This window comes from Faecalispora anaeroviscerum, assembly GCF_947568225.1.
Classification (GTDB): domain Bacteria; phylum Bacillota; class Clostridia; order Oscillospirales; family Acutalibacteraceae; genus Faecalispora; species Faecalispora anaeroviscerum.
The window spans coordinates 2,037,569-2,063,690 of sequence record NZ_CANOOQ010000001.1 but is presented as its reverse complement, the minus strand read 5'-3'; the positions used below and the strand labels follow the sequence as shown (position 1 = coordinate 2,063,690).

The 26,122-nt window shown below is 54.1% G+C and carries 24 protein-coding genes; 21 read left to right on the top strand and 3 right to left on the bottom strand.

Annotation, left to right across the window (positions count from 1 at the left end):
* Nucleotides 1–31 precede the first annotated feature (31 nt).
* The 10 genes from QOS46_RS10210 to rplQ all read left to right on the top strand — a co-directional run bounded on the left by QOS46_RS10210 (nt 32) and on the right by rplQ (nt 5,006).
* A complete protein-coding gene (locus QOS46_RS10210; RefSeq protein WP_283609438.1) occupies nt 32–673 on the top strand; it encodes an adenylate kinase in 642 nt (213 codons plus the stop codon).
* Nucleotides 670–1,422 carry a type I methionyl aminopeptidase gene (gene map, locus QOS46_RS10205; RefSeq protein ID WP_283609436.1) on the top strand — a complete coding sequence of 251 codons (753 nt, stop codon included), beginning with the start codon at nt 670–672 and terminating at the stop codon, nt 1,420–1,422. Before QOS46_RS10210 ends, map begins: the two co-directional genes overlap by 4 nt.
* A gap of 11 nt (nt 1,423–1,433) precedes the next feature.
* Complete coding sequence (locus QOS46_RS10200) at nt 1,434–1,673, top strand: KOW domain-containing RNA-binding protein (RefSeq protein ID WP_283609434.1); 240 nt, start codon at nt 1,434–1,436, stop codon at nt 1,671–1,673.
* A 28-nt stretch (nt 1,674–1,701) separates the two neighbouring features.
* Entirely contained in the window at nt 1,702–1,920 is a 219-nt protein-coding gene (gene infA, locus QOS46_RS10195) for a translation initiation factor IF-1 (RefSeq protein WP_009065662.1), read from the top strand.
* Nucleotides 1,921–1,971: 51 nt separating this feature from the next.
* Nucleotides 1,972–2,085 carry a 50S ribosomal protein L36 gene (gene rpmJ, locus QOS46_RS10190; protein ID WP_009065749.1) on the top strand — a complete coding sequence of 38 codons (114 nt, stop codon included), beginning with the start codon at nt 1,972–1,974 and terminating at the stop codon, nt 2,083–2,085.
* A gap of 34 nt (nt 2,086–2,119) precedes the next feature.
* Nucleotides 2,120–2,488: a 30S ribosomal protein S13 gene (gene rpsM / locus QOS46_RS10185; protein WP_283609429.1), complete on the top strand. Its 369-nt coding sequence runs from the start codon at nt 2,120–2,122 to the stop codon at nt 2,486–2,488.
* 24 nt (nt 2,489–2,512) lie between these two features.
* Nucleotides 2,513–2,920, top strand: a complete 408-nt coding sequence (gene rpsK / locus QOS46_RS10180) for a 30S ribosomal protein S11 (protein WP_020073833.1) — start codon at nt 2,513–2,515, stop codon at nt 2,918–2,920.
* 36 nt (nt 2,921–2,956) lie between these two features.
* Nucleotides 2,957–3,583: a 30S ribosomal protein S4 gene (gene rpsD, locus QOS46_RS10175; protein WP_283609426.1), complete on the top strand. Its 627-nt coding sequence runs from the start codon at nt 2,957–2,959 to the stop codon at nt 3,581–3,583.
* 67 nt (nt 3,584–3,650) lie between these two features.
* Nucleotides 3,651–4,616: a DNA-directed RNA polymerase subunit alpha gene (locus tag QOS46_RS10170; protein WP_283609424.1), complete on the top strand. Its 966-nt coding sequence runs from the start codon at nt 3,651–3,653 to the stop codon at nt 4,614–4,616.
* Nucleotides 4,617–4,664: 48 nt separating this feature from the next.
* The gene (gene rplQ, locus QOS46_RS10165) at nt 4,665–5,006 is read left to right on the top strand and encodes a 50S ribosomal protein L17 (RefSeq protein ID WP_283609423.1); all 342 of its coding nucleotides are present in this window, start codon (nt 4,665–4,667) and stop codon (nt 5,004–5,006) included.
* A 180-nt stretch (nt 5,007–5,186) separates the two neighbouring features.
* On the opposite strand, the gene abc-f is transcribed toward rplQ, so the two are convergent.
* Nucleotides 5,187–6,803 (bottom strand): ribosomal protection-like ABC-F family protein, encoded by a 1,617-nt coding sequence (abc-f, locus tag QOS46_RS10160; protein ID WP_283609421.1) that lies wholly within the window; start codon nt 6,801–6,803, stop codon nt 5,187–5,189.
* Nucleotides 6,804–7,455: 652 nt separating this feature from the next.
* Here abc-f and QOS46_RS10155 point away from each other — a divergent pair.
* Nucleotides 7,456–7,869 carry a hypothetical protein gene (locus QOS46_RS10155; RefSeq protein ID WP_283609419.1) on the top strand — a complete coding sequence of 138 codons (414 nt, stop codon included), beginning with the start codon at nt 7,456–7,458 and terminating at the stop codon, nt 7,867–7,869.
* A gap of 844 nt (nt 7,870–8,713) precedes the next feature.
* Here QOS46_RS10155 and nifS read toward each other — a convergent pair.
* Together nifS and rnhA are read right to left on the bottom strand one after the other, a co-directional pair.
* Nucleotides 8,714–9,868 (bottom strand): cysteine desulfurase NifS, encoded by a 1,155-nt coding sequence (gene nifS, locus QOS46_RS10150; protein WP_283609417.1) that lies wholly within the window; start codon nt 9,866–9,868, stop codon nt 8,714–8,716.
* A gap of 68 nt (nt 9,869–9,936) precedes the next feature.
* Entirely contained in the window at nt 9,937–10,383 is a 447-nt protein-coding gene (gene rnhA / locus QOS46_RS10145; RefSeq protein ID WP_283609416.1) for a ribonuclease HI, read from the bottom strand.
* 545 nt (nt 10,384–10,928) lie between these two features.
* On the opposite strand from rnhA, the gene QOS46_RS10140 reads away from it, so the two are divergent.
* The 10 genes from QOS46_RS10140 (at nt 10,929) to secG (ending at nt 26,118) form a co-directional block, all read left to right on the top strand.
* A complete protein-coding gene (locus QOS46_RS10140) occupies nt 10,929–13,034 on the top strand; it encodes an RNase J family beta-CASP ribonuclease (protein WP_283609414.1) in 2,106 nt (701 codons plus the stop codon).
* 105 nt (nt 13,035–13,139) lie between these two features.
* Complete coding sequence (locus QOS46_RS10135) at nt 13,140–15,131, top strand: DHH family phosphoesterase (protein WP_283609412.1); 1,992 nt, start codon at nt 13,140–13,142, stop codon at nt 15,129–15,131.
* A gap of 105 nt (nt 15,132–15,236) precedes the next feature.
* The gene (rplI, locus tag QOS46_RS10130; protein WP_283609409.1) at nt 15,237–15,689 is read left to right on the top strand and encodes a 50S ribosomal protein L9; all 453 of its coding nucleotides are present in this window, start codon (nt 15,237–15,239) and stop codon (nt 15,687–15,689) included.
* 36 nt (nt 15,690–15,725) lie between these two features.
* Entirely contained in the window at nt 15,726–17,093 is a 1,368-nt protein-coding gene (dnaB, locus tag QOS46_RS10125; RefSeq protein ID WP_283609407.1) for a replicative DNA helicase, read from the top strand.
* Nucleotides 17,086–18,456, top strand: coding sequence for a tRNA lysidine(34) synthetase TilS (gene tilS, locus QOS46_RS10120; protein WP_283609406.1), 1,371 nt, complete (start codon nt 17,086–17,088; stop codon nt 18,454–18,456). The genes dnaB and tilS overlap by 8 nt, the downstream gene beginning before the upstream one ends.
* Nucleotides 18,453–18,992: a hypoxanthine phosphoribosyltransferase gene (gene hpt, locus QOS46_RS10115; protein WP_283609404.1), complete on the top strand. Its 540-nt coding sequence runs from the start codon at nt 18,453–18,455 to the stop codon at nt 18,990–18,992. Before tilS ends, hpt begins: the two co-directional genes overlap by 4 nt.
* Nucleotides 18,993–19,034: 42 nt before the next feature.
* Entirely contained in the window at nt 19,035–20,981 is a 1,947-nt protein-coding gene (gene ftsH, locus QOS46_RS10110) for an ATP-dependent zinc metalloprotease FtsH (protein WP_283609403.1), read from the top strand.
* A 366-nt stretch (nt 20,982–21,347) separates the two neighbouring features.
* Nucleotides 21,348–23,327, top strand: coding sequence for a DNA gyrase/topoisomerase IV subunit B (locus QOS46_RS10105; RefSeq protein WP_283609401.1), 1,980 nt, complete (start codon nt 21,348–21,350; stop codon nt 23,325–23,327).
* 13 nt (nt 23,328–23,340) lie between these two features.
* Complete coding sequence (locus QOS46_RS10100; RefSeq protein WP_283609399.1) at nt 23,341–25,578, top strand: DNA gyrase/topoisomerase IV subunit A; 2,238 nt, start codon at nt 23,341–23,343, stop codon at nt 25,576–25,578.
* A gap of 288 nt (nt 25,579–25,866) precedes the next feature.
* Complete coding sequence (gene secG / locus QOS46_RS10095; protein WP_283609397.1) at nt 25,867–26,118, top strand: preprotein translocase subunit SecG; 252 nt, start codon at nt 25,867–25,869, stop codon at nt 26,116–26,118.
* Nucleotides 26,119–26,122: the final 4 nt, after the last annotated feature.

Below are 26,122 nucleotides of genomic sequence, written 5' to 3'. Positions count from 1 at the left end.
AAAACAACATGGGGAGAGAGGGAAAAGGATTATGAAAATCATACTTCTTGGCGCTCCGGGCGCCGGCAAGGGCACGCAGGCGGAAGTGATCTGCGAGCGTTTGTCTATTCCCGCTATTTCTACGGGAACGATAATTCGAGAAGCGCTGAAAAGCGGTACTGAAATGGGCCGGAAAGCAAAGTCCTATATGGAAGCCGGCCAGCTGGTCCCCGATGAAACCGTCATCGGTATCATTGAGGAAAGACTGGCTAAGGGCGACTGTGAAAACGGATTTATCCTGGACGGTTTTCCGAGAACCATCGTTCAGGCCGAGGCTCTGGATACAATGGGATTTCCGATCGATAAGGTCATTGATATTGAGGTGACCGACGAGGACATCGTTGCCAGAATATCCGGACGCCGTGTCTGCGACAAATGCGGTGCCATCTACCATGTGCGGTACAAACCCAGCCAGGTAGACGGTGTTTGCGACAAGTGCGGCGGCACCCTTTCTCAGCGTAAGGATGACCAGCCCGAAACAGTGAAGGAACGGCTGAAGGTTTACCATGAGCAGACCGAACCGCTGAAGGAATACTACCAGAAGCAGGGAAAACTGTTCATTGTAAAAGGGGAAGAGCATATTGCAGATACAACCCGCAAAACTCTTGCCATATTGGAAGAGGCGCAATTATGATTGTCCTTAAAACAAGCCGCGAACTCGCAGCGATGCGGGTGGCCGGCAGAATTTCAGCCAATGCATTAAAGCTGGCAGGCCAGGCGGTCGAACCCGGTGTTTCTACCTGGGAGATCGACCGCGTCGCCCGCCGCTATATCGAAAGCGAGGGTGCAAAGCCTTCCTTTTTGGGATACGGCGGGTTTCCGGCCAGTGCCTGCATTTCGGTGAACAATGTGGTTATCCACGGCATACCCAGCAAGGATTTGATCCTGAAGCACGGCGATATTGTCAGCATTGACATTGGCGCTTTTTATGAAGGCTTCACCGGTGACAACGCCTACACGTTTGCGTGCGGCGATGTTTCCCCCGAAGCGCAGCGCCTGATGGATACAACCCGGGAAAGCCTTTATGAGGGCATTCATGCCGCAAAGGCAGGCAACCGGATCGGCGATATTGGCCATGCGGTGCAAACGTATGTCGAAGCGCGCGGTTACTCGGTGGTACGCGATTTTGTCGGCCACGGAGTAGGCGCGAAGCTGCACGAAGATCCTAGCGTACCGAATTTTGGCGCGCCCGGCCGGGGCGTGCGATTGTTACCTGGCATGACGATAGCCATTGAGCCAATGGTGAATGCCGGAGTGCATACCGTCAAAACATTATCTGACGGCTGGACCACCGTTACAACAGACGGCAAGCTGGCCGCTCACTTTGAGCATTCGATTGCCATCACCGCGGATGGGCCTGTCATTTTGACCTTACCGGATTAAGGGGAATCAGGATGGATTTTGTTAGAGGGCTTGTTGTCCGGTCACTAAGAGGACGCGACAAGGGTGAATTTTTAGTAGTGCTGGAGGCTTCTGGCAACGAGGTTGTTGTCTGCGACGGAAAACACCGCCCGCTGGAAAGGCCCAAAAGCAAGAATCCGATTCACCTTGCCGCGACAAACACCTTGCTTAGCTCGATGAACACCAACCGTGAAATTCGCTGCGCTCTGAGATGCTTTTCTCAGGACAGCTGATTTCTGCAAGAGGAGGTTATGCTGATTTATGTCAAAACAAGATGTGATCGAAATTGAAGGTACCGTAACAGAAGCTCTGCCAAACGCGATGTTTAACGTGGAGCTGCCGAACGGCCACACGATACTGGCGCATATCTCCGGTAAGCTGCGTATGAATTTCATTCGCATTCTGCCCGGCGATAAGGTTACCGTAGAGCTGTCGCCCTATGACCTCACGCGCGGACGTATTACATGGCGTTCGAAATAAAACCAGTGAAATCCGATTTGTTTAACGACTTCATCAAGGAGGGCGCACAGAATGAAAGTCAGACCTTCTGTAAAGAAAATTTGCGAAAAGTGCAAAATTATTAAGCGCAAGGGAAAGATCATGGTTATTTGTGAGAATCCCAAGCATAAACAGCGCCAGGGCTGATGGCGTAATTTGATCTTATGGAGGTGCAACCAGTATGGCGCGTATTTCAGGTATCGATTTGCCCAGAGACAAACGCATTGAAATTGGGCTTACCTATATTTATGGCATTGGCCGCAAGACCGCCAATGATATTCTGAAGGCAACCGGTGTTGACCCAAGCATTCGCGTTCGCGATCTGTCTGAGGATGACACTGCAAAGCTGAGAGAGTATATCGACCACCACTGCCGCGTAGAAGGCGATCTGCGCCGCGACGTGGCGTTTGACATCAAACGATTGATCGAAATCGGCTGCTACCGCGGAATCCGTCACCGCAAGGGCCTGCCCGTTCGCGGCCAGCGTTCCAAGACGAATGCCCGCACCCGCAAGGGCCCCAGAAAAACCATGGCAAACAAGAAGAAATAAGCGAAGTCAGGAGGGATTACTCAGATGGCAGCACAAAAAGGCGGTAAGAAAACTACCGCAGTCCGCAGACGCCGCGAACGCAAGAACATCGAACGCGGTGCTGCTCACATTCAGTCTACTTTCAACAATACAATTGTTACCATTACCGATGTGCAGGGCAATGCAATCTCCTGGGCCAGCTCCGGTGAGCTGGGCTTTAGAGGCTCCAGAAAGTCCACTCCCTTTGCCGCGCAGTCTGCAGCCGAAACAGCTGCTAAGGTTGCGATGGAGCATGGTATGAAATCGGTGGAGGTTTTCGTGAAAGGACCGGGCGCCGGCCGTGAGGCCGCGATCCGCGCGCTGCAGGGCGCCGGGCTCGAGGTTAGCATGATTAAAGATGTTACCCCCATCCCTCACAACGGATGCCGCCCGCCCAAGAGAAGACGCGTTTAGTACCAAAACCGATTTTTTAGGAGGTGCAACCTTATTATGGCAAGATATACAGAAGCTGTGTGCAAGCTGTGCCGCCGCGAAGGCCAGAAGCTCTTTTTGAAGGGTGAGCGCTGCTACACAGACAAGTGTGGAGTAGGCCGCAGAGCCTATGCCCCCGGCCAGCATGGTCAGGGTCGCAAAAAGACTTCTGAGTATGGCCTGCAGCTGCGTGCAAAGCAGATGACCAAGCGCTTTTATGGCGTTCTGGAAAGCCAGTTCAGAGGCTATTATGATATGGCTACCCGTATGGAAGGCAAAACAGGCGACATTCTGCTCGGGATTCTCGAGAGCCGCCTGGACAACGTTGTGTACCGTTGCGGCTGGGGCAGTTCCCGTGCGGAAGCCCGCCAGCTCGTGGTTCACGGTCATTTCACCATCAATGGCAAGCGAGTCGATATCCCCTCTTACCTGACAAAACCGGGTGAGGTTATTTCTATCAAGGATTCCAGCCGCAGCAGCGAGAAAATCAAGGCTGTGCTGGAGGCGAACGCTTCGCGTCCTGTGCCGAAATGGGTGGAACTCAACCGCAACACTCTGGAAGCCAAGGTTTTGGCGTTCCCTGAGCGTGAGGACATTGAGCTGGCAGTTGACGAAACTCTCATCGTTGAGTTGTACTCCAAGTAATGCCTTTGCGCAAGGCCAGTGTACATGACGGCAAAGCAATTTGCTTATGTGTGAAGGAGGTTCGCTGATGATTGAGATCGAAAAGCCAAAAATCGAAACACAAGAGTTATCCAGTGACGGAACCCACGGCATATTTGTTGTGGAGCCGCTCGAGCGTGGATTTGGCACCACCCTGGGCAACAGCCTGCGGCGAGTGCTGCTTTCCAGCCTGCCGGGCGTAGCTGTTACCTCGATTAAGATAGACGGTGTTCTGCACGAGTTTTCCACAATTCCCGGCGTGAAAGAGGATGTCACCGAGATCGTACTGAATATCAAGGGATTGACTGCCAAGCTGCATTGCGACGGACCCAAAACCGTCGAGATCAGCGCGGAGGGCCCCGGCGAAGTGACAGCGAATTCCATCAAATGCGACAGTGAAGTGGAGATTCTAAATCCCGATATGCATATCGCCACTCTGTCCGATGGCGCCAAGCTGTATATGGAGCTGACTCTGGATAAGGGCCGCGGCTATGTTCCTGCCGAAAAGAACAAGGCGAACATGCGCGGCGGCAGCAACAGCAGCGTGATTGGTGAACTTCCGATCGATTCTATTTACACCCCGGTTCTGAAAGTGAATTACAATGTGGAGAATACCCGCGTGGGTCAAAGCATTGATTACGACAAGCTGACCATGGATGTGTGGACGAACGGCGTGATCAGCGCCCAGGAGGCTGTTTCTCTGGCCGCCAAGGTGCTGACCGAACACCTGAATCTGTTTGTGGACCTGTCTGATAAGGGCAGCAGCACCGAGATTATGGTGGAAAAGGACGAGAAGGGCAAGGAAAAGGTACTGGAAATGACCATCGAAGAGCTGGATCTTTCCGTACGCTCCTTTAACTGCCTTAAGCGCGCCGGCATCAATACGGTAGAGGACCTGATCAACAAGTCTGAAGAAGACATGATGAAGGTTCGCAACCTGGGCCGCAAGTCTTTGGAGGAAGTTGTGTGGAAGATGGCTTCCCTCGGCTTTAGCCTGCGTAAGGACGACGAATAATTAATTAGCAAATAACTTGCAACCTAAGGTAAAAGGAGTGATATTTCGATGCCTGGAACCAGAAAGCTCGGAAGAGATACTGCTCATAGAATTGCGATGCTGAGAGGCATGGTTACCTTTTTGCTTGAGAACGGCAAAATTGAGACCACAGTAACCCGCGCCAAAGAGGTTCGCTCTCTTACAGAGAAGATGATTACCCTCGCGCAGGAGAACAATCTGCATAACCAGCGCATGGCACTTTCCTTTATTACAAAGGAAGATGTGACCCATAAGCTGTTTTCTGAGATTGCCCCTAAATATGCCGACCGTAAGGGCGGATATACCCGCATCACAAGAATTGGGCCGCGCCGCGGCGACGCAGCCGAAATGGCGATCATTGAGCTGATCTGATCGGATTGTTTCGATTAGTTTCTTGAATAGAGAAAGCCCTCCCAAACAGGGAGGGCTTTTTTGTTTTTTATTGGCTGGCCGGCTTGTGAAACGTAAGCGTTGGGTAAGACTGTTTCCGCGTAAAAACAGTCGACTTTTTTATTGGGCTGTCCCGCGATGTGCCGGCGGATTCAACCCGCCTTAGCCTGCGAAATTTTTTAGCTCTTCCAGAACAGAACGGTACTCCTCATCCAGCGCTTCGCGGTTCGCGCCGGGCAGCGACAACTCCGATATAATGCGGGCCAGGCGCGTTTCCAGTACCATCCGCCGTGCGGCGTCCGGCTTCTGGCGCGGGGTTTGCATCTGGCGCTGGTAATCGGAAAGAGTGCCGTCAAACGCGCGGATATGCCTGTTTTCGATCAACAGCAGACGGTTAGCCACTGCATTCACAAACGATTGATCATGAGACACAAACAGCAGTACGCCCGGGTAATCCGACAGAATTTCCTGAACTGCCTCGATCGACGGCAAATCCAGGTAGTTGGTCGGTTCATCCAAGAGCAGCACATTCGCGTCAGACGCCAGAAGCTGCGCGAGCGACAGCTTGATTTTTTCCCCGCCGCTGAGTACGGCGGCTTTTTTCTGCACGGTATTCCCGCGAAACAGCAGGCGAGCCAGCATGGTACGCACTGTGCTTTCCGGTTGTACGCTGCGGATCAGCGCGTTTTCCAGTACGGTTTGATTTTCGTTCAGGGTTTCAAACTCCTGGCGAAAATAACCGATGCGGGCTTTGGGCGCACACCGGATCGCGCTGTTTCCCTCTGTGATCAGGCGCAACAGTGTTGTTTTTCCCGCGCCGTTTTCGCCAATGATTGCAGTTCGCATGTGGTTTTTGATTTCAAAGCCGGCATCTTGAAACAGAAGATTTTCTCCGTAGCCGAAGGTTAAATTCCGGCAGGAAAAGATCATCTTGTTTTGCGGCGGGTCGGTGAGTGAAAAATCGAGCTGGATGCGCGGCAGTTCACGCGGTTTTTCCTTTTCTTCCAGACGCTCCAAGCGCGATTCGAGCGCTCGAGTGCTGCTGTGCAGCTTTTTGGAGATTTCCATAGACTTTCGCTTATGCAAACGTGCTTCGGAGTTGCCCATGCGCTTCGGTGCTTTGCGCAGGCTTTTCGCTTTCTCACGGGTGCCGACCATTGCTTTTTGAAGCCGTGCCCGCTCTTCGGTGTACTGCCGGTATTCAAATTCCGCACGCTGACGGGATTGCTGATTTTGCTTGACATACGCGCTGTAATTGCCGGCGTATTCGGTCACGCTTCCGTCGTGGATCTCGAGAATTCGGTTACAGACGGCGTCCAGCAAAGCACGGTCGTGGCTGATTAGAATCAGTGTTTCCACGGATTTCAGCTGCTTTGTCAACAGCTGGTTTCCTGCGGCATCCAGGTTGCTGGTAGGCTCGTCGGCCATCAATAGGCAGTTGGCGCGAGACAGTGCATTGTCGAGCTTTAGGCGCGTCTGTTCGCCGCCGCTGAGGCGTTCATGGGAAAGTCGATCACTCGGCAAAAATCGGCGGATTGCAGTTGGGTCCGCCTGTTCCGGTGAAAATTGGCGCAGGTAGGAAATAGGGCACATTTGCCGTACTGTGCCTTCCTCTGCTTCGGTCTCTCCCGCCAAAAGCTCCATTAGTGTTGTTTTTCCGGCTCCGTTTTCGCCTACAATGCCGATTTTGTCGCCGGTGTAAATCGTCAGGCGCGGCAGATCAAGGATAAGCCGGTCGCCAAAATATTTTTTTAAATTAAAAACTTCTAATATTATCAAAAAAATCTCTCCTTGCATCCTCTGGATGTGTCGGAAAGATCATAACAAAAATACACAGGAATTGCCTGCTCCAAGCGGAACACGTTCCTGTAAGAATTCATTTTGATATGCCAATCCGACACCAACGGGCGCACTTCACCCGTTTTCCCATTTTTAATATGGTTTTAGTCAGATCAGCAATAGCGCATAGCTTTCAAATACCGTACCTTTCTTTAGATGATTTCAGAATAGCGGATTTCCTGAATTTTGTCAATGAGGAAGTTTTTCTTCCCCCACGGTTAAAACCTGTCTTGTTTTCAACATTTTATTAACTTATTGTTGAAAACAGTCTTTGATTTACTATTTGTAGCGTAATGGTTTTCTTAGGGATTGCCACTCGCACCCTTTCCGAGCGCTCTCGTTGGCTCGGGGATGGGAGGCGCTTTGCGCCGGTTCTTTTTTTCTCTGGTTTGCGCGAGAGGGCTCTATTTTTTGATTGCGGTTCCCGCAGGGGAGATTTTGCTGGCGCAGGGCTTGCCCCTCGGGCCGGGGCAGGCCCCAACTTTCTTTACGAAAAGAAAGTAGGCAAAGATTCGCCCAAGGCTCCGCTTTCGGAATCCGTTTGGGAAACGGCTCCGGCGAGTATTAACGACAGCCTTCCGTAAGGCGCTCTATGGAAAGTGCGCACGCGCCTTGCTTTGCGGGAACAGGCAGTTTACCGATTCCGTTCGGCGGCGCCCCCTTTCCGAGCGCTCTCGTTGGCTCGGAATTTTTAGGCGGCTTCGCCGCATTTTTTGTTGGCGCAAGATTTGCTCTGCAAATCGACAAATCGAAACTATGGGTGAACTTATATTCAATCAAAGTTACTAAGGCCGCCCTTCTCCGAGCCAACGAGAGCGCTTTGAAAATGCCCGCCGACAGACGGGACAGAAAGACTTATTATCAGATGAAGCTCAGAGAGTGGGCATTTTCAATGGAGCGCCTTCCCGAAGGTTTTCGTTTACGCAATGAGGAATTGTTCCCCAAACGGATTCCAAAGGTGTCCTTTGGAAGGCCTTTGCTTACTTTCGTCCTTTCACGAAAGTAAGTGCCCGCCCCGGCATGAGGGGCAAGCCTGCGCCAGCAGAATTTCCACGGGAAACCCCGCGCAGAGAAAAAATAAAAATTTTTTTAAATTGCTCACGAGCCTGTTTTGTGGGGATAGGTATTTTACTAATTTCGTTCAGCGGCGAAGCCGCACCGAAGAACTGCGAGCCAACAAGAGCGCTTTGAAAATGCCCGCCGACAGACGGGACAGCAAGACTTATTTCCGATGAAGCTCGGAGAGTGGGCATTTTCAATGGAGCGCCTTTCCGGTGGCTTTCGTTTGCACAATGAGGGATTGTTCCCCAAACGGATTCCAAAGGTGCCCTTTGGCGAGCCTTTGCTTCCTTTCGCCTCGTCGCGAAAGGAAGTGCCCGCCCCGGCATGAGGGGCAAGCCTGCGCCAGCAGAATTTCCACGGGGAATCCCCGAAAAAAACAAATTCTCTTACGCACGATGGAGAATCCGCACGTGCCTTACAGCGGCGAAGCCGCACCTAAAAACCGCTAGCCAACGAGAGCGCTTTGAAAATGCCCGCCGACAGACGGGACAACAAGACTTATTTCCAGATAGGCTTGGAGAGTGGGCATTTTCAATGGAGCGCCTTACGGTCAGTTTTCGTTTGCACTGTCGGGAATTGTTCCCCAAACGGATTCCAAAGGTGTCCTTTGGCGAGCCTTTGCCTCCTTTCGCCTCGTCGCGAAAGGAAGTGCCCGCCCCGGCATGAGGGGCAAGCCTGCGCCAGCAGAATCCCCACGGGGAATCCCCGGAGAAAAAACGAATTCTCTTACGAAAAAAGAAAAGGCCTGCCCCAGTACGAGGGGCAGGCACTACGTTTACTTGCCGGGCTCAGGCTGTATGGCTTTCTCGCAGGCGTGCAATGACCGCCGGAAGCACGCTGAGAACATATTCCACATCCTCCTCGGTGTTCTGTTCGCCCAATGTAAGACGCAGAGAACCTTTGGCGAGCTGTGGGGAAACCCCGAGTGACAGCAGCACATGGCTGGGGTCTAGAGAGCCGGCGGTGCAGGCTGAGCCGGAAGAGGCACAAATGCCCTGGCGATCCAGCAGCAGCAGCATCGCTTCGCCGTCGACTCCCTCAAAGCAAAGGCTTACATTGCCAGGCAGACGGTGCTCGCGGTCGCCGTTCAGGCAGCTGCCGGGAATCTTCAGCGCTCCGACGATCAACCGATCGCGGAGAACACGCAAGCGCACGGCACGCGCTTGCATTCCGGTACAGGCTTCGCGCAGTGCCGCGGCAAGCCCAACGATCGCCGCCACATTTTCTGTTCCTGCGCGCCGCCCGCGCTCCTGTGCGCCTCCGTCGATCAGGTTCTGAATCGGGATTCCCCGACGGATATACAAAGCGCCCACGCCTTTTGGGGCATGCAGCTTGTGGCCGGAAAGCGAGAGCAGGTCGATTTCCTGTTCTGAAACGTTGATCGGCAGTGTGCCCGCCGCCTGCACCGCGTCCGTGTGGAACAGCACGCCGCGCTCCCGGCAGATGGCGCCGATCTGCGCAATCGGTTGAATTGTGCCGATCTCGTTGTTGGCATACATGACAGAAACGAGCGCAGTGTCCGGCCGGATGGCCGCCGCCACCTCTTCGGGACGCACCAATCCGTTTTCGTGTACATCAAGGTAGGTAACGGAAAAGCCATCTCGTTCCAGGGCCTCGGCTGCATGCAATACAGCAGAATGCTCAAAGCGGGTGGTAAGAAGGTGACGCTTGCCCTGCGCTGCGAGCTCATGGGCAATTCCCTTAACCGCCCAGTTATCCGATTCGCTGCCGCTTGCGGTAAAATAAATCTCACCGGGCCGTGCGCCGATACGCTCTGCAATGTCCTCACGTGCCAGCTCAAGTGCGCGCTTGGCCTCGCGCCCCTTTGAGTACAGGCTGGAAGGGTTGCCGTAGCTTTCTGTCAGGTAAGGCATCATCGCCCGAAGCACAGGCTCCGATACCGGCGTAGTGGCCGCGTTGTCTGCATATACAAATCGGTTCATGAGAATCCCTCCATGCGCCATAATCGGCGCGGTTCGATGCCGCTGCAATAAAATGATTGCCGGATGCGTTACGGCTTTGCCTTGTGTTCTTCTGCCGCCGCTACCGCCAGCCGGTCGCAGCGTTCGTTTTCCGGGTGCCCCGCGTGACCCTTCACCCAGCGGATCGTCATGTGATGCGGTTCCAGAAGGTTCAGCAGGCGCTCCCATAAATCGATGTTGAGGGCGGGCTTTTTGTCAGCCTTTTTCCAGCCGTTTTTGCGCCAGGCCTTGGCCCATCCCTTCTCTATCGCGTCACAGACGTATTTGGAGTCGCTCCAGAGCGTGATTTCGCAGGGCTCCTTCAAGAGAGAAAGCGCCTCAATCACGGCGCTCAGTTCCATGCGATTGTTGGTGGTGTGTGCCTCCCCGCCGCTAATCTCTTTTTCGCGCCCCTGATATCGCAGTACCGCGCCCCATCCGCCCGGGCCGGGATTGCCCTGACAGGCTCCATCTGTAAAAATTTCTACTTGTTTCACGTCCGTTGTCTCCGTTCTTTGTTTTTTTCTCTGTGATGTTGGCATACTATTTTTATATAGAAATACCAAATAGGGTGCTCTAACGCCCAGATTTGCATGCAGGGCTCGGTGAGCGAACAGCAGAGCAGCGCGAATCTGCCTTATATAAAAATCTGAAAGTGCTGATCCGAATCGAGTTATGGAGCGAAAACGCAGTTTCGTTAGAAAGTGCAGATTTTACCCACACGGTAGAGTGTATTGTTTTATTATACCAACCTTTTCCCCGCGCCGCAACCGTAGGGCAGCTAAGGGGCCGTTTTGTGCCATGCTTGACATCATGAGGCAATCAGGGTACAATAAATCCAATCATAATTGAGCGGATTTTACAGTATTTTTCCCGTGGAGAATCCACATAATCCGCAGTGAATCGTTGATTTTCGCGGCATTCCCGCGATAAATATAGACAATCGGATATTCCCCTGTATGCGTCTGCATAGAAGGTCTGCGGCACCGTTTGTGCGCAGGCCATGGTGGTTTTGTCCTCAAATTAAAATGGAGGTTATTTTGTGACAGAAAAAATGAATAATAATTCGCCCGCCGGCGCTGAGAAAAAGCCGGGCACCTTGTACGGAAAAGTGGTGGCCCGCAAGCAGCCGGAGAAGACCGTAAACGCGGAAGAGAGCAGGCCGGCGAAAGTAGAGAAGACGGCGGAGAAAACGGAAAAAACAGCCGCCGTTATGGCTGCGCCCAAAAACGCACCTGCTGTTAAGGCTGCACCTAAAAACACACCCGCGCCTAAAAATGCACCCAAATCACAAAAGAAGGGTGCCCAAGGCGGTCAAGGCGGCCAAGGAGGCCAGAGCGGCGGCAGGCCGCCACGCCCGAAAGATGCGCCGAAAAACCCGCCGCGCAAGGCGGAGAAGGGCGTTGTGCTGCCCGAACTGCTTGCTCAGGTACAGAAGCAAGCGAAAAAACAGGCACGCCGTAAGGACAAAAAGGAACCGCATAAGGAAAAACCGTCAATCAAAGTGTATTTTCTTGGCGGACTGAACGAGATCGGAAAAAACTTCACTCTGTTCGAGTGCGAGGGTGATATGATGATCATCGACTGCGGCATGGCGTTCCCCGATGGGGACATGCTCGGCGTTGATCTGGTCATTCCGGATTTCACCTTTGTCGAGCGCAATATTGATAGAATCCGCGGCGTCGTGCTCACTCACGGTCATGAGGATCATATCGGCTCCCTACCTTACCTGCTTAAGCGAGTCAATTTGCCGCTGTACGGAACCGCCCTTACCTTAGGGTTGGTAGGCGGCAAGCTCAAGGAGCACGGACTGGCCGGTAAAGTGAAGATGAACGTTGTTCAACCTGGGGACACAGTGAAGCTGGGCTGCATGGCCTGCGAGTTCATTCATGTGAACCACTCGATTTCCGATTCCGTCGGCATCGCAATCCATTCGCCCGCAGGTACTCTGGTACACACTGGCGACTTTAAAATTGACTGCACCCCTACCCAGGGCGAGATGATTGATCTCGGCCGGTTTGCCCAGCTGGGCAAGGAGGGTGTTCTCGCTCTGCTGGCAGACTCCACGAACGCGGAGCGCCCCGGCTTTACAATGACAGAGCGCAAGGTCAGCCAGTCCTTTGAAAACCTATTTTTACGTGCTGAAAAAAGCCGCATCATCATTGCGACGTTTGCGTCGAATATCAGCCGTGTGCAGCAGATTATCAATTGCGCCGTGAAATACGGACGCAAGGTGGCATTGTCCGGGCGCAGCATGCTCAATGTGATGGGTATCGCGCAGGAGCTTGGCTATCTCGATATTCCCGACGGCGTTTTGATCGATATTGATTTGATTCGCCGCTACCCCAAGGAGCAGATTGTACTGATTACCACCGGCAGCCAGGGCGAGCCGATGTCCGCTCTTACCCGTATGGCATTTGCTGATCACCGCAAGGTGGAGGTGGGCTCCGGGGACTTCATTATTATTTCTGCCCGCCCGATCCCCGGCAACGAAAAGACTGTCGGCACTGTGATCGACGAGCTGATGAAGCGCGGCTGCGAGGTTGTGTACGAATCGATGTACGAGGTGCATGTGTCCGGCCATGCGTGCCAGGAAGAGCTGAAGATTATGCAGGGCGTAACGCGCCCCAAATATTTTATCCCTGTTCACGGTGAGCAGAAGCATTTGCAGAAGCATGCCGCGCTGGCGCAGGCTATGGGCATGAGCCGCTCGAACATTTATATCGGTAACATTGGCGATGTGCTGGAGATCAATGAAAACTATATGCGCCAGCTGCCCAGCGTGCCGGCCGGCCGCGTTCTGGTCGACGGCCTTGGTGTTGGCGATGTAGGCAGTATTGTGCTGCGAGACAGAAAGCACCTTGGCGAGGACGGCCTGATCGTTGTGGTCTGCACCATCAGCGCGACCGACGGCCACGTTGTTTCCGGGCCGGACGTTGTTTCCCGCGGGTTTGTTTATGTGCGGGAATCCGAAAGTTTGATGGACGATGCCAGAAAATTGGTATATAATATTCTTGAAAGCAGTGCGCAGGGCAAGGTTCACGACTGGGGCATGCTCAAAACCCGGATTAAGGACGATTTGTCGCGTATGCTGTATGACAAGACCAGACGCAGCCCCATGATTCTGCCGATCATCATGGAAGTCTGATTGGTGTAGTCAATTACTTGAAAAACAGTCATTCTCTCCCCGCGAACGGCGGGGAGAGAAATCAGTGTTTTTTTAAGGGAAACCTGCGATAAAGGAGAAATTCAATTGAAGCGGAAAATATGGGCTACCTCACCCGTGTTTTATGGCATCGCGGCGGTGATGCTGCTGATGGCGCTGCTCAGTCGGTTCTGGGATGCCAGAATCTTCTATGCGGAACTCGTTCTAGCCGTACTGGCTTTTGTGGCGGTTGCCATGGCAAACTATCATTTCAAGCTGTATGTGGGTATAGCGGTCAAGAGCGCGGAGAAGATTCTCTCAGCGTCGGACTACCGTGCCCTGCATGAGTTTTCCATACCGGCGGTGTTGGTAGGGAAAATGGGCGATGTCATCTGGTATAACAGCCGTTTTTCCAGCGAGGTGAGCCCCGAGGGTGACTGCCGGGGCGAAAATGTCGTGCGGTTTCTGCACCCCCACACTCTGGAGCAGGCGGTGGGTGGCGAAGGAATCGACACCCAGGTCGGTCAGCGTCAGTATACGGTATATTCCATGTCTACAAGGAACGGCTACGTGCTGTACTTTGTGGACAATACATATTACAAAGAGATCAGCCGCCGGTACAGCGACCAGCGCCCGGTGGTTGCCCTCGTGCTGTTCGACAACCGCGAGGAGCTGATCCGCGACAGTGCCAGCAGCGAGGATGCCCGTATTTCCGCCGCAGTGGAAGAGGTTCTGAGAAACTGGACAAAGGATACCGGCAGTTTTTTGGAGCGTTTGGCCGGTGGGCGATATCTTATCATGACAGACGAAGCGCATATCCGTGAGGATGTGAAGAAGCGCTTTGAAGTGCTTGATTCAGTGCGAACGGTCAAAAGCACCGATAACCGCAGCGCCACAATTTCCATTGGTGTAGGGCGCGGCGCACCTACCTTTGCGGAGGGCGAGCTTTGGGCGCGTCAGGCGCTCGATATGGCGCTGGGGCGCGGCGGAGATCAGGTCGCCGTGAAGCAGGAGGATGGCTCGTACGAATTTTTCGGCGGCCTGTCGAAGGGTGTGGAAAAGCGCGACAAGGTGCGCACCCGCGTTATTGCGGCAACCCTGAGCGACCACGTGAAGGAATGCGACACCGTGTTCATCATGGGCCACAAATTTTCCGATCTCGATGCCATCGGCGCGGCGGTCGGTATGTGGAGTGCGGTGCACAAGGGCCTTGGCAAAGAGGCGTATGTTGTCGTCAACCGCTCGCAGAGTATGGCGGTTCCCATCATCGAAAGCATGGAGCAATCTTTGCCGGATCAGAAAATTTTTATCACGCCGGACGAAGCCCTTGACCTGGTCACGACGAAAAGTTTGGTGATTGTGGTAGACACTCATTCACAGGATTTTGTGGAGAGCGAAGAGCTGCTCCGCCAGACGTCAAAGGTCGTAGTCATCGACCATCACCGGATGATGGTGAAGCATATCAGCAATGCCATCGTCTTTTACCATGAGCCCTATGCCAGCTCCGCATCCGAGCTGGTGACCGAGCTGGTACAGTATATCAGTGAAAAATCCCTCTCCCGCGTGGAGGCAGAAGCCCTTTTGGCAGGGATTATGCTCGACACCAAGAATTTTGTACTGAAAACCGGTGTGCGCACCTTTGAGGCAGCGGCCTACCTGCGGCGCAGGGGAGCCGATACCGTGGAGGTCAAGCGCCTGTTCTCCAATACCATCGACACCTACAAGGCAAAATACCAGTTGGTTTCCTCCGCAGAGATTTACAACAACTGCGCCATTGTCAGCGCGGATGAGGAAATCGGAGATATTCGTGTTGCCGCGGCGCAGGCCGCCGACGAGCTGCTTTCCATTCAGGGGGTCAACGCGTCGTTTGTAATATATCCCACGCCCGGCGGGGTACAGATTTCTGCCCGCTCACTGGGCGATGTGAACGTGCAGGTGATTATGGAGGTTATGGGCGGCGGCGGTCACCTGACAATGGCGGCGGTGCAGCTGAAGAATACAACGCTTCAACAGGCGCGCGATACCCTGATTTCAGTGATCAACAACAATCTGGCCAAGGCAAGCAAACTCAGCCTGCCCGCGCAGGGCGGCACAAAATAGGAATTTGCTTTAAAAAAGTAATTCCTTTTCTCGCCGCAGGCGGGGGAAGAAATCAAAGACCTGGTTCAAAGTGAAATGATGATAGACAAAACGGAGGAATGTTTCATGAAAGTGATTTTGCTGCAGGACGTAAAAGGAAGCGGAAAAAAAGGCGAGCTCGTGGATGCTTCCGACGGTTACGCCAGAAATTTTCTTTTGCCCAGAAAGCTGGCCAAAGAGGCGAACGCGCAGGCGATGAACGAGCTGAAGAATGCCGAAGAGGCCAAAGAGTTCCGCCGGAAAACTGAGCTGGAAAACGCACAGAAAACCGCGCAGACCATTGAGGGCAAGAGCATTAAACTTACAGCCACTGCGGGCCAGGGCGGCAAGCTGTTTGGTTCCGTTACCGCAAAAGAAATCGCTGAAGCGCTGAAAAAGCAGTACAGTGTGGATGTAGACAAGCGCAAAATCGAGCTGCCCGGTGATATTAAGGCCTTCGGCACCTACGAGTGCGAGGTTCGGCTGCACCAGAGCGTTACCGCAAAGGTATACGCCGTTGTGGGCGAAAAAGCGGAATAAATTACGGTTAATCACAGCCTGTCAGGAGGATTCGGGATGGATCATGAAAATCTGACAATTGGATATGACGGGATGGACCTGCCGTTCAGCCCTGAGGCGGAGCAGTCTGTTTTGGGCGCGATTCTGCTGGATTCCACCTGTCTGGACCGGGTCGCGGAAATTCTTCCGCGTCCCGATTATTTTCATCAGGTGAATCACGTGCTAATTTACGGCGCGATGCTCGAAATGTTCACGCTGGGCCAGCCTGTCGATTTTGTGACGGTGCTGGAGCGCCTGAAGGAGACGCCGCGCTTTGACGAATCTGCCGGCAAAACGTATTTGATGCAGCTGGCGCAGATTGTGCCGTCGATTTCGAATGTGGAAACGTACGCGAAAATCGTGCGGGACAAGTACGATGTACGCTCGCTGATTCAAACCGCGCGCGGCATTCTCGACGACGCGCGAGAAAACGGCGCAGACGCATCTTCTCTGCTGGATTCGGCGGAACAGCGCATATTTGATATTCGACGCGGTAAAAATATGCAGGGACTGCAGCGGGTCAATGAGATCATTCTCGATACCTTTGACCGGCTCGACCTGCTCAATGGCCCGGATAAGGATCTGTACCAGGGTATCCCGACCGGTATTAAGGCGCTGGATGATACGATCACAGGCCTCAATCGCTCTGACCTGATGATTCTGGCGGCTCGCCCCGGTATGGGTAAAACCAGCTTTGCGCTGAACATTGCGCGCCACGCAGCGGTGGTGGCTAATAAACGCGTCGCCTTCTTCTCGCTCGAAATGAGCAAGGAGCAGCTTGCATCGCGTCTGCTCTCCACAGAAGCGCTCGTCGGCGGTACCAAGCTGCGCACCGGCCAGCTCAGCGAAGGCGAGTGGATGCGCCTGATTGAGGCGGGCGACATTCTTTCCCGCGCACAGATGTATTTTGACGACAGCTCCGGCATCACCGTGCCGGAAATGAAAGCGAAGGTACGCCGCCTGAAAGACGTTGACATGATTGTGATCGATTACCTGCAGCTGATGTCCAGCTCCCGCCGCATTGATAACCGCGTGCAGGAGATTTCAGAGATTACCCGTAACCTGAAAATCATGGCGAAAGAGCTGAATGTGCCGGTTTTAACGCTGTCGCAGTTGGCTCGTGCCAGTGAAAAGCGCACCGAGCACCGCCCGGTGCTTTCTGACCTGCGTGATTCGGGTTCGATTGAGCAGGACGCCGACGTCGTTCTGTTTTTGTACCGCGAGGATTACTACCAGAGCGGCGGCGGGCCGGAGGAAGACGCGGACCGTAACAGCGGTGAATGTATTGTAGCGAAAAACCGTCACGGCGAGCTCAAGACAGTTCCCCTGCACTGGCAGGGAGAATTTATGCGATTTACTTCTCAGGAGGTTGTCCGCAGTGAATAGAGAGAATAGCGCACCGGCGGAGGAGCTGATCTGGCGGACGGTCAAACGCTATTCGATGCTGACCGGCGCGGAGCGCGTGGTGGCCGGATTTTCCGGCGGCGCGGATTCCATGGCGCTGGTCCATTTTTTATGGAAGGCCGGTGTTCCGCTGCTCGCCGCCCACGTGAACCACGGCTTGCGGGGGCAGGCCGCCGCCGCGGACGAGGAGTGCGTACGCCGGTTCTGCGCGGAACGGGACATCCCGCTGCGCGTGCTGCATGCAGACGCAGCGGCAGCCGCCGCCGAACACGGCGAGGGGATCGAAGCGGCCGGTCGGCGCATCCGCTACGGCTTTTTTGAAGCTCTGTGCGGGCCAAACGATAAAATCGCGACGGCGCACACGCTCTCTGATCAGGCGGAAACGGTGCTGCTGCACCTGACACGAGGCTCGGGTATCAAGGGGCTTTGCGGTATTCCGCCGGTGCGCGGGAGAGTGATTCGCCCGCTGATCGGCGTGACCCGTGCGCAGGTGGAGGATTATTGCTCCGGCTATGATCTGCGTTTCGTGACTGACCAGAGCAATTTCAGCCGCGAATACGCGCGAAACCGTGTTCGGCTTGACGTGATCCCCGCTTTACGGGAGCTGAACCCCTCCTTCGAGCAGGCGGTGGGGCGCATGACGCATCTGCTTGCGGAGGATGAGGCCTGCCTTTCCGGGCTGGCTGTACAGGTGGTGCAGGAGGCCCGCGTACCGGGTGGCTGGCGGATCGCCCCGCTTTCGGCACTGCCGCGCCCTGTGTTGTCGCGCGCACTGCGGCAAATCGCCGAGGAATCCGGCCTTCCTGCCCTCAGCCGGGAGCGAACTGAGGCGGCGATGCGATTACTGCAGGCCGGTTCCGGAAGAATCGATGCCGGTGGTGGGCTGTTTTTTGCGGCGCAAGGCGGTATTTTACACGTCGTTTTGCCTGTGCAGCAGAAAAATAGCTGGAGTGTGCCCTTGCAGGTGCCGAAAACCTTGACACCGGGGGGCAGAGAGGTCATAATAAGAACACTGAGCCGCGCGGAATATGAAAATATGCCGGTAAAAATTCGCAATTTGTTATTTCATAACGCGTTGGATTATGATACAATAAAGAATAATTCCATCATCAGGGGCCGCCGCCCCGGCGATGCCTTTTCGCCGGCTGGCCGGGGCGTTACCAAAAGCCTGAAAAAGCTGATGAACGAGGAGAAAATCCCTGTTTCCAGCCGCGGTGGGCTTTTGCTGCTGGAGAACAGCGGGCAGATCCTGTGGATTGAAACGGTCGGCGCAGCCGAGCAGGCCCGCATCCGGCCGGATACCAAGCAAATCGCATACATTAGCGTTAAGGAGTGCAATTCATGACCAACGATATTAAAGAGGTTCTATTCAGTGAGGAACACCTGGCGGAAATCGTCCGCAATTTAGGCAAGCGTATCAGCGAGGATTACAAGGGTAAGAATTTGCTGATGGTCAGCGTACTCAAAGGTTCCTTTATTTTTATGGCGGATTTGATCCGCGCCATCGACATCCCCTGCCGCATCGATTTTATGTCAGTTTCGAGCTACGGCTCTGGGACAAAATCCTCCGGCGTGGTCAAGATTACAAAGGATTTGGATTTGCCGCTTGCGGGTTATGACCTGCTGGTGGTAGAGGATATTCTCGACAGCGGCGTGACGCTCAGCTACATACTGGAGCTCCTGCAGCCGCGCGGCCCGAAGAGCATTAAAATCTGCACTCTGTTCGATAAACCCGAGCGCCGCACCGCACAGATCACAGCGGACTACGTCGGCACGTGTGTTCCAGATGAATTTATTGTTGGCTACGGCCTTGATTATAATGAAACCTACCGGAATCTTCCGTATGTGGGTATCTTAAAGCCCCACGTGTACGGCGGGTAAGCATTCCGGTCATCACCATAAAAGGAGAGGAGTGAACTCATTTTGGATAATAAAAAAAATCTGCGGAATCTACTCATTTATTTAGGCGCCCCGATCCTGATTATTATTATCATGGCCAGCATCTATGGCAACGTTAAGCCGCAGAAGGCCCATAAATATTCCGAAATAGTCGGCTACTTTAAAACACAGCAGGTCACTGAATACACCATGGATCTTGGCAGCGGTGAAATGCAGATTGCCCTCAAGGATGGTACCAACGTAACGTATACCGCGCCGAACGTGGGAATCATGTACGACGAGATCCACCCTTATATTGAAAAGTACAACGAGGATCACCCGGACAAGAACATGGATTACGATCTGAAGCGTCCGGCGGAAACCTCTTGGCTGGCTAGCTTAATCCCGACAATTCTGCTTCTGGCGGGCATGCTCGTTTTCTGGTGGTTCATGATGAAGCGCCTGAACACCAGCATGGGAGACGCGGGCAAGCAGATGAACTTCGGTAAGGCGAAGGTCAAGCAGATGGCCGATGAAAAGCGTAAAACCACCTTTGCCGACGTGGCGGGAGCCGATGAGGAAAAGGAAGAGCTGCGCGAGATTGTCGAGTTCCTCAAAAACCCCAAAAAGTATAATGAGCTGGGCGCACGCATCCCGAAGGGTGTGCTGCTCGTCGGCCCTCCCGGTACCGGTAAAACCCTCTTGGCCCGCGCGGTTGCGGGTGAGGCCGGGGTTCCGTTCTTCTCCATCTCCGGTTCCGATTTTGTTGAAATGTTCGTCGGCGTCGGCGCGTCGCGTGTGCGCGATCTGTTCGACCAGGCGAAGAAAAATTCTCCCTGCATCATTTTTATCGATGAAATCGATGCGGTGGGCCGTCAGCGCGGCGCCGGTCTTGGCGGCGGCCACGATGAGCGTGAGCAGACTCTGAATCAGCTCTTGGTAGAGATGGACGGCTTTGGTGCGAACGAAGGCGTTATCATGATCGCCGCGACGAACCGCCCCGACATCCTAGACCCGGCGCTGATGCGCCCCGGTCGTTTTGACCGCCAGGTCATGGTCGGCTACCCCGACATCAAGGGCCGTGAAGAGATTCTCAAGGTACATGCCCGAGGTAAGCCAATCGCGCCGGACGTAAGCCTCAAGACCATCGCGAAATCCACCGCCGGCTTTACCGGTGCGGATCTCGAGAACCTGCTTAATGAAGCGGCGCTGCTTTCGGCCCGAAAGAACCTGAGGGCCATCACGATGGAAGAAATCGAGGAAGCCACGATCAAGGTTGTGGTGGGTGCCGAGAAAAAGAGCCGCGTGATGACGGAGAAGGAAAAAACCCTCACCGCATATCATGAGGGCGGCCATGCAGTTGTCACCTATTTCTGCAATACGCAGGACCCGGTGCATCAGATCTCGATCATCCCCCGCGGCATGGCGGGCGGCTATACCATGCAGCTGCCTACGGAGGATCGCTCCTATAAATGCAAAAAAGAAATGCTCGAGGATTTGATGGTGCTGATGGGCGGCCGCGTAGCGGAGGCTTTGGTGCTGGACGATATTTCCACCGGTGCTTCGAACGATATTGAGCGCGCTACCAAAACAGCCCGCGCCATGGTAACAAAGTACGGCATGAGCGAAATGCTCGGCACCGTCACCTATGGTTCGGACAACAGCGAACCGTTCCTCGGCCGCGACATGGGTCATGTGCGCAACTATTCCGAGAGCACGGCGGCTGCGATCGATAAAGAAATCAAAGAGATACTGACGAACGCGTACAACGGTTCGGCCAAGGTTCTTTCGGAGCATATGGATAAGCTGCACGCCGTTGCGAAATATCTGTACCAGAACGAAAAGATGAGCGGCGAGGAATTCCAAAAGATGATGAGTGGTTCCGCTCTGCCGGCCAGTGCCGAGCAAAAAACGGCTCTGGAGCCGGGCGGGGAGCCGGGCGGGGAGCTTCCGCAGGAAGAACCCCCGGCGATAGACGAAACAGTTGAATGATGAATTTGGAAAAGGGGAAATGTAATATTTCCCCCTTTCCTTGTCCTGAGGGCTGCACATACCGGATGGGCATAATAAGCGTTCTGCTACCATTACAGGTTGTTCCTTTTGGGCGGGCAATTCCACCCGGCTTCGACAGAAAGCGCGAAAGGCGTTGTTTATAATCAAGGCGTAAAGCAAGGCCAATCCCCCGCATAGGGAGCTCGGGTTGAAATGCGTTTCGCACTTTGGATGAGTTCGGCGCGCGGCCTTGTCACTTGCCGGAAAGCGGCAAGCCAAAACAGAAATTGAATCACCCCGGGAACAGCCCGGGTGGAATTAGAAATGCCGGAACCCCGTGATGGGGGGAGCGGCAGGAGGGAAGCTATGGCAAAAAAGACGGCTTATGGGAACGACAGCATCTCGTCGCTCAAGGGCGCCGACCGTGTGCGCCGCCGCCCGGCGGTCATTTTCGGATCGGACGGTATTGAGGGTTGTGAGCATTCCATTTTTGAAATTTTATCGAACTCCATCGACGAGGCACGTGAGGGTTTTGGGCGGGAGATTACGATTACTTGCTTTCGCGACCATTCGGTAGAGGTGGAGGATCACGGGCGCGGCATTCCCGTGGACTATAACCCGAAGGAAGAGCGCTTTAACTGGGAGCTGGTGTTCTGCGAGCTGTACGCAGGCGGCAAATACAACAACGACTCCGATGAAAGCTATGAATATTCGCTGGGTCTGAATGGCCTTGGCCTTTGCTCCACCCAGTATGCTTCGGAATACATGGAGGTCGACATTCGCCGCGACGGCACGCGCTACACGCTGCGTTTTGAGCATGGGGAGAACGTGGGCGGCCTGAATCGGGAGCCTTATACCAAGAAAGATACCGGCACTAAAATCCGCTGGAGGCCCGATTTGCAGGTCTTTACGGATATTGCCGTGCCGCAGGAATATTACCTCGACATGATCCGACGTCAGGCCATCGTTAATGAGGGCATCCGCTTTCTGCTCCGCTTTGAAACAGAAGCGGGATTTGAAACGACGGAGTTCTGCTATCAGGAAGGAATCCTCGACCATGTGCGCGAGCTGGCGGGGGAGGATGCTCTTACTTCGGTGCAGAGCTGGCAGGCGGAGCGTCGCGTGCGCGACCGCGCGGACAAGCCCGAATACAAAACAAAATTTAACGTGGCGCTCGCATTTTCAAACCGCGTCCACGTGACGGAATATTACCATAATTCCAGCTGGCTGGAGCATGGCGGCGCGCCGGACAAGGCCGTGCGCAGCGCGTTCGTTTCGCAGATCGACGCATATTTAAAGCAGTCAGGGAAATACAACAAGAATGAGAGCAAGATCACCTACGCCGATGTGGAGGATTGCCTGATTCTTGTCATTTCGTCGTTCTCGAACCGCACGTCCTACGAAAATCAGACGAAAAAGGCGATCACGAACAAGGGAATTCAGGAAGCCATGACCGAGCTGCTGCGGCACCATCTGGAGGTGTTTTTCCTCGAAAACCCCGTGGAGGCTGAAAAAGTTGCCGCGCAGGTGCTGATTAACAAGCGCAGCCGCGAGGATGCGGAAAAAACACGCCTGAACCTGAAAAAGAAGCTCACCACCAATATGGACGTGACGAACCGCGTCGCGAAATTCGTGGACTGCCGCAGCCGTAAGGCCGAAGAGCGCGAAATCTTTATTGTGGAGGGCGACTCCGCTCTGGGCGCGTGCAAGCAGGCCCGCGACCCCGATTTTCAGGCGATCATGCCCATCCGCGGCAAGATTCTGAACTGCCTGAAGGCGGATTACGACCGCATTTTTAAGAGTGACATCATTACCGATCTGATCAAGGTGCTCGGCTGTGGCGTGGAAGTGAAATCGAAGGCGAACAAGGATCTGTCGTCGTTCGATCTGTCATTGCTGCGCTGGAACAAGGTTATCCTCTGCACCGATGCTGACGTGGATGGCTTCCAGATTCGCACGCTGCTGCTCACGATGCTGTACCGCCTTACGCCCACGCTGATCGAAGAGGGCAAGGTGTTCATTGCGGAATCGCCGCTGTTTGAAATCAATGTGAAGGATCAGACGTACTTTGCGTACACCGAGCAGGAGAAAAGCAAAATTCTGCAGCGGCTTGCGGGGACCAAATACACTATGCAGCGTTCAAAGGGTCTTGGCGAGAACGAGCCGGAGATGATGAATCTGACCACCATGAACCCCGCCACGCGGCGGCTGATTCAGGTGATGCCCGAAGACGCGGGCAAAACGGCGGATATGTTCGACCTGCTTTTGGGCGACAACCTTGTTGGGCGAAAGGATTTTATCGCCCGCAGCGGCCATGATTATTTGGACGCCGCCGATGTAAGCTGAGGGGGGAACACGATTGGCACACAGAAAAAAAGAACCGAACAGCATGCCCCCCAAAGGAAAGGGCGTGATCGAAGGCGCCGGGCTGGTGGTGACGCAGCCTATCACCGCGACGCTGGAGAAGAACTATATGCCCTATGCCATGAGCGTCATCATGTCGCGCGCAATTCCGGAGATCGACGGATTTAAGCCGTCGCACCGCAAGATATTATACACTATGTATAAAATGGGGCTTCTGGGTGCTTCCAGAACGAAGAGCGCCAACATTGTGGGGCAGACGATGAAGCTGAATCCCCATGGCGATGCTGCTATTTACGAAACCATGGTGCGCCTGAGCCGCGGATATGAGGCACTTTTGCACCCTTATGTCGATTCCAAGGGAAATTTCGGCAAGTTTTATTCGCGCGATATGGCGTGGGCGGCTTCGCGTTATACCGAGGCCAAGCTCGACGATATCTGCCAGGAGCTTTTTCGCGATATTGACCGGGATACGGTGGATTTTGTCGATAACTACGACAACACCATGAAAGAGCCGACCCTGCTGCCGGCGGCGTTTCCGTCAATTTTGGTCAACGCCAATACGGGCATTGCGGTTGGCATGGCGAGCAATATTTGCCCGTTCAATCTGGCGGAGGTATGCCAGACAACAATCGGCCTGATCCGCGACCCGGATTTTGATGTGGCTTCCACCCTGCAGGCACCGGATTTTCCCGTCGGCGGGCAGGTGGTATATGACCGCGCCGCGATGGAGGAAATCTACCGTACCGGGCGCGGCGGAATTAAAATTCGCTGCCGCTATTCGTATGATAAAACGGCCAACTGTATCGATGTCACACAGATTCCACCCACTACCACCATCGAGGCAATCGTGGAAAAGGTGGTCGATCTGGTTCGTCAGGGCAAGCTGAAGGAAATTTCGGATATCCGAGATGAAACCGGCCTGGGTGGACTGAAAATTACAATCGATTTAAAGCGAGGCGTCGACCCCGAACGCCTGATGCAGCGCCTGTTCAAAATGACCCCATTGGAAGACAGCTTTTCCTGCAACTTTAACGTGCTGATTTCCGGGGTGCCGCAGGTGCTGGGCGTGCGCGACCTGCTTTTGGAATGGGTGGCGTTCCGCGTGGAGTGTGTGCGCCGCCGCACGCATTTTGACCTGCGCAAAAAGAATGAAAAGCTGCATTTGCTGCGCGGCTTGCAGGCGATTCTGCTCGATATTGACAAGGCGATCCGAATCGTGCGCGAAACCGAAGAGGAAGCCGAGGTTGTGCCGAACCTGATGATTGGCTTCGGCATTGATGAGATTCAGGCGGAGTATGTAGCGGAAATTAAGCTGCGGCATTTAAACCGCGAATATATCTTAAAACGTACCGAAGAAACCAGCCAGCTGGAGCAGGAGATTGCCCGCCTTCAGGAGCTGATGGAGAGCCGCGCCAAAATTCTTTCGGTAATTGTCGCCGAGCTGAAAGAAGTGGAAAAAAAGTACGGCCAGCCGCGCCGCACCCAGCTGGTGTATGCGTCTGACCTTGTGGAAGCCGAGCCGGAGCCGGAGGTAGACGATTACCCGGTGCATCTCTTCTTTACCCGCGAGGGGTATTTCAAGAAGATTACCCCGCAGTCGCTGCGTATGAGCGGGGAGCAGAAGCTCAAGGAGGGCGACGTCGTCACCCAGACGCAGGAAGCCGGTAATGCCTGCGACCTGCTGTTCTTTACCGACCGCTGCCAGGTGTACAAGCTGCGGGCGTCCGACCTCAGCGATGGCAAGGCCAGCGTGCTGGGCGAATACATTCCTGCCAAGGCGGGGATGGACGAGGGCGAAAACGCTGTTTACATGGTGCCCACCGTCGAGTATCAGGGCTACATGCTGTTCCTGTTTGAAAACGGTAAGGCAGCCAAGGTAGAGCTTTCGGCCTATGCCACCAAAACCAATCGCCGCAAGCTGGTGGGCGCGTACAGCGATAAGTCGCCGCTGGTCGCTGTGATGTACCTAAAAGAGGATCGCGACATTCTGCTGACAGGCACCAACGGGCGCCTGCTGCTCATTCACTCCGGCGCGATTCCTGATAAGACCACCCGTACCACGCAGGGCGTTTTTGTTATGACGTTCTCGGCAGCGAAGCATCACCTGCAAAGCGCCGAGCCGTATGAGCAGGATATGCTCGAAACACCGGATCGCTACCGCAAGAACATTCCCTCGCCCGGCGTAGTGCCCAGTCAGGCCGACGCCATGCGGGGCCAGTTGACACTTGGATAAAAAAATAAACCGCCGCACGGAAAGCCAATAGCAGTCCGGCGGCGGTTCCGGCAATTGAAAATGCAAACGCACGCGAAACTCTCAATTGCTGATCTTACTATGTCCGCTTTTGTAGTCGGATATGTACGGTTTTTTTTGGAAATAGGCACAGATTCCTTTTTGTCGCACACAAAAAAGGGAATGTGTGGCTGTCCGATATTTTTTTGAAAAAAGATTGCTAAACAACAGGGTTTGTGGTATCATAATAGCAAGTGTTTATTGTACGTTTTGTACGTTCGGAGGTACGCTATGACTGGACTTGAAATTTTCTTTGGAGTGGTTTTGCTGCTATTCTCCATCGCGATTGTGGTGATTATCCTTCTTCAGGAAGGTCAGCAGCAGAATTTAGGCGCAATTACCGGCGGCGCAGATACATTTTTGTCAAAGAACAAAGCACGTTCCATCGACTCTTTTCTGTCGCGCTGGACAAAAGTGATAGCGGTAGGCTTTTTCTTAATGGTGATTGCCATTAACGCCGTTATGTACTTCACCGGGAAATAAGAAT

Bases quoted from the DNA above. Each gene is read 5' to 3' on its own strand.
- QOS46_RS10210 (WP_283609438.1), top strand. From the start codon at position 32: ATGAAAATCATACTTCTTGGCGCTCCGGGCGCCGGCAAGGGCACGCAG.
- map (WP_283609436.1), top strand. From the start codon at position 670: ATGATTGTCCTTAAAACAAGCCGCGAACTCGCAGCGATGCGGGTGGCC.
- QOS46_RS10200 (WP_283609434.1), top strand. From the start codon at position 1,434: ATGGATTTTGTTAGAGGGCTTGTTGTCCGGTCACTAAGAGGACGCGAC.
- infA (WP_009065662.1), top strand. From the start codon at position 1,702: ATGTCAAAACAAGATGTGATCGAAATTGAAGGTACCGTAACAGAAGCT.
- rpmJ (WP_009065749.1), top strand. From the start codon at position 1,972: ATGAAAGTCAGACCTTCTGTAAAGAAAATTTGCGAAAAGTGCAAAATT.
- rpsM (WP_283609429.1), top strand. From the start codon at position 2,120: ATGGCGCGTATTTCAGGTATCGATTTGCCCAGAGACAAACGCATTGAA.
- rpsK (WP_020073833.1), top strand. From the start codon at position 2,513: ATGGCAGCACAAAAAGGCGGTAAGAAAACTACCGCAGTCCGCAGACGC.
- rpsD (WP_283609426.1), top strand. From the start codon at position 2,957: ATGGCAAGATATACAGAAGCTGTGTGCAAGCTGTGCCGCCGCGAAGGC.
- QOS46_RS10170 (WP_283609424.1), top strand. From the start codon at position 3,651: ATGATTGAGATCGAAAAGCCAAAAATCGAAACACAAGAGTTATCCAGT.
- rplQ (WP_283609423.1), top strand. From the start codon at position 4,665: ATGCCTGGAACCAGAAAGCTCGGAAGAGATACTGCTCATAGAATTGCG.
- QOS46_RS10155 (WP_283609419.1), top strand. From the start codon at position 7,456: ATGGAAAGTGCGCACGCGCCTTGCTTTGCGGGAACAGGCAGTTTACCG.
- nifS (WP_283609417.1), bottom strand. From the start codon at position 9,868: ATGAACCGATTTGTATATGCAGACAACGCGGCCACTACGCCGGTATCG.
- rplI (WP_283609409.1), top strand. From the start codon at position 15,237: ATGAAAGTGATTTTGCTGCAGGACGTAAAAGGAAGCGGAAAAAAAGGC.
- dnaB (WP_283609407.1), top strand. From the start codon at position 15,726: ATGGATCATGAAAATCTGACAATTGGATATGACGGGATGGACCTGCCG.
- hpt (WP_283609404.1), top strand. From the start codon at position 18,453: ATGACCAACGATATTAAAGAGGTTCTATTCAGTGAGGAACACCTGGCG.
- QOS46_RS10105 (WP_283609401.1), top strand. From the start codon at position 21,348: ATGGCAAAAAAGACGGCTTATGGGAACGACAGCATCTCGTCGCTCAAG.
- secG (WP_283609397.1), top strand. From the start codon at position 25,867: ATGACTGGACTTGAAATTTTCTTTGGAGTGGTTTTGCTGCTATTCTCC.